Annotated in this window: 1 rRNA gene; it reads left to right on the top strand. The window is 52.7% G+C overall.

Annotated features, from left to right (window positions below):
- Positions 1–3,075 (top strand): 23S ribosomal RNA (locus QP400_RS10430); the annotation flags it as partial.
- Between the last annotated feature and the right edge of the window lie 2 nt (positions 3,076–3,077).

Raw genomic sequence — 3,077 nt, 5'->3', positions numbered from 1 at the left:
AGTGGCTGATGAAGGACGTGGCGGCCTGCGTTATTCCCTGGGGAGTTGGCGAGCGAGCGTTGATCTGGGGGTTTCCGAATGGGGTAACCTAGCCTCCTGTTTGGGGGTTACTGCGCACTGAATTGATAGGTGTGTGGGAGGTACGAGGGGAAGTGAAACATCTTAGTACCCTTAGGAGAAGATATTTCGTGAGTAGTGGTGAGCGAAAGCGGATGATGGCTAAACCGTGTGCGTGTGATACTCGGCAGGGGTTGCGTGTGCGGTGTTGTGGGGTCTTTTTGTTGCTTGTCTGCCGGCGAGTAGATTCCGGGATGATTGTTTTGGCGAAGGGTTTGGAATGGCCTGCCGTAGTGCGTGAGAGTCGTGTAGTTTTTGATGATTGTCCTGGTTTGGAGAAGGTGCCCGAGTAGTGCGGGACTCGTGGAATCTCGTGTGAATCTGCCCAGACCACTGGGTAAGCCTGAATACTTACTTGTGACCGATAGTGGATTAGTACCGTGAGGGAATGGTGAAAAGTACCCCGGGAGGGGAGTGAAATAGTTCCTGAAACCGGGCGCTTACAAGCCGTCAGAGCCTGTTTGTTGGGTGATGGCGTGCCTATTGAAGAATGAGCCTGCGAGTTAGTGGCATGTGGCTTGGTTAACCCGTGTGGGGTAGTCGTAGCGAAAGCGAGTCTGATAAGGGCGTTTGGTCGCGTGTTCTAGACCCGAAGCGGGGTGATCTACGCATGGTCAGGTTGAAGCTATGGTAAGACGTGGTGGAGGACCGAACCCACTTCAGTTGAAAATGGAGGGGATGAACTGTGCGTAGGGGTGAAAGGCCAATCAAACTCCGTGATAGCTGGTTCTCCCCGAAATGCATTTAGGTGCAGCGTTGAGTTTAGGTTTGTGTGAGGTAGAGCTACTGGTTGGTCAATGGGCCTTGTTGGTTACTGAGACCAGCCAAACTCCGAATGCGCATTAAACTATTGCTTGGCAGTGAGACAGCGGGGGATAAGCTTCGTTGTCAAAAGGGAAACAGCCCAGATCGCCGGTTAAGGCCCCTAAGGGTATGCTTAGTGGGAAAGGATGTGTAGTTGCTGTGACAGCCAGGAGGTTGGCTTAGAAGCAGCCATCCTTGAAAGAGTGCGTAATAGCTCACTGGTTTAGTGATTGCGCGCCGATAATTTAGCGGGGCTTAAGCATACCGCCGATACCGTGGCTTCCATACGTGTGCTGGCTGCTCTTTGTTGGGTGGTTGGTGTGTGGTTGGGTAGGGGAGCGTCCTGCATGAGGTGAAGTTTCGGAGTGATCCGGGGTGGATTGTGTGGGAGTGAGAATGCAGGCATGAGTAGCGATTGAGAAGTGAGAATCTTTTCCGTCTTATAACTAAGGGTTCCAGGGGTAGGTTCGTCCGCTCTGGGTTAGTCGGGTCCTAAGGCGAGGCCGTCAGGCGTAGTCGATGGTTAACCAGTTTTTATTCTGGTACCGGCATATTCTCGTTCAGTGGTGAGGCGCATAGTACTAACCAATATTTACTGCTGGTTTTCCCTTTCGGGGGTTTGCTGGTGGTGGTCTTGGGACCGATGTGTGTAGTAGTCAAGCGTGTTAACAGGGGTGACGCAGTTAGATAGCTCAGCGTCGTGATGGTTTACGGCGTTCAAGCATGTGGCCTATCGGGTTGGTAAATCCGCTCGTGTTTGGGTGAGGTGTGATGGTGACCTGTTTTTGTGGGGATATTGGGTGATTCTGTGCTGTCTAGAAAAGCCTCGGCGTTAGAGGGTGTGTTGCCCGTACCCTAAACCGACACAGGTGGTTTGGTAGAGAATACTAAGACGTGCGAGTGAATCATGGTTAAGGAACTCGGCAAAATGCCTCCGTAACTTTGGGAGAAGGAGGACCCGGCCTTTTACATTACCTTTGCGGTTTTGGTGGGGGTTGGGGCGCAGAGACCAGGGGGAAGCGACTGTTTATCAAAAACATAGGTGTGTGCGAAGCCGTAAGGCGATGTATACGCACTGACGCCTGCCCGGTGCTGGAAGGTTAAGAGGAACCCTTAATCGGCTTTTGTTGGTGAAGGGGTGAATTTAAGCCCCAGTAAACGGCGGTGGTAACTATAACCATCCTAAGGTAGCGAAATTCCTTGTCGGGTAAGTTCCGACCTGCACGAATGGCGTAACGACTTCCCTGCTGTCTCGACCGTGAGCTCGGTGAAATTGCATTATGAGTAAAGATGCTCGTTTAGCGCAGCAGGACGGAAAGACCCCGGGACCTTTACTATAGCTTGGTATTGGTGGTTGATTATGCTTGTGTAGAATAGGTGGGAGACTGTGAGGCCGCGCCGCTAGGTGTGGTGGAGTTGTAATGTGAAATACCACTCTGGTGTGATTGGCTGTCTTAACCTTGGCCCGTGATCCGGGTTGGGGACAGTGCCTGGTGGGTAGTTTAACTGGGGCGGTTGCCTCCTAAAAGGTAACGGAGGCGCTCAATGGTTCCCTCATCCTGGTTGGTAATCAGGTGTTGAGTGTAAGTGCACAAGGGAGCTTGACTGTGACACTGACGGGTGGAGCAGGTACGAAAGTAGGAACTAGTGATCCGGCAATGGCTTGTGGAAGCGTTGTCGCTCAACGGATAAAAGGTACCCCGGGGATAACAGGCTGATCTTGCCCAAGAGTCCATATCGACGGCATGGTTTGGCACCTCGATGTCGGCTCGTCGCATCCTGGGGCTGGAGTTGGTCCCAAGGGTTGGGCTGTTCGCCCATTAAAGCGGTACGCGAGCTGGGTTCAGAACGTCGTGAGACAGTTCGGTCCCTATCCGCTGCGTTCGTTGGAGATTTGAGAGGGCCTGTCCCTAGTACGAGAGGACCGGGACGGACGAACCTCTGGTGTGCCAGTTGTACCGCCAGGTGCATGGCTGGTTTGCTACGTTCGGGAGGGATAACCGCTGAAAGCATCTAAGCGGGAAGCCTGCCTCGAGATAAGATCTCCGTGCACTGTTTGTGTGTGAGGGTCCCAGTAGAAGACTGGGTTGATAGGCCAGGAATGTAAGGCTCGTGAGGGTTTGAGTTGACTGGTACTAATATCCCGATGACTAACA

It is taken from the genome of Winkia sp. UMB3158, assembly GCF_030217145.1.
Taxonomy (GTDB): domain Bacteria; phylum Actinomycetota; class Actinomycetes; order Actinomycetales; family Actinomycetaceae; genus Winkia; species Winkia anitrata.
Note: the sequence above shows the minus strand (reverse complement) of the source record. Positions and strands in the feature narration are given on the sequence as shown.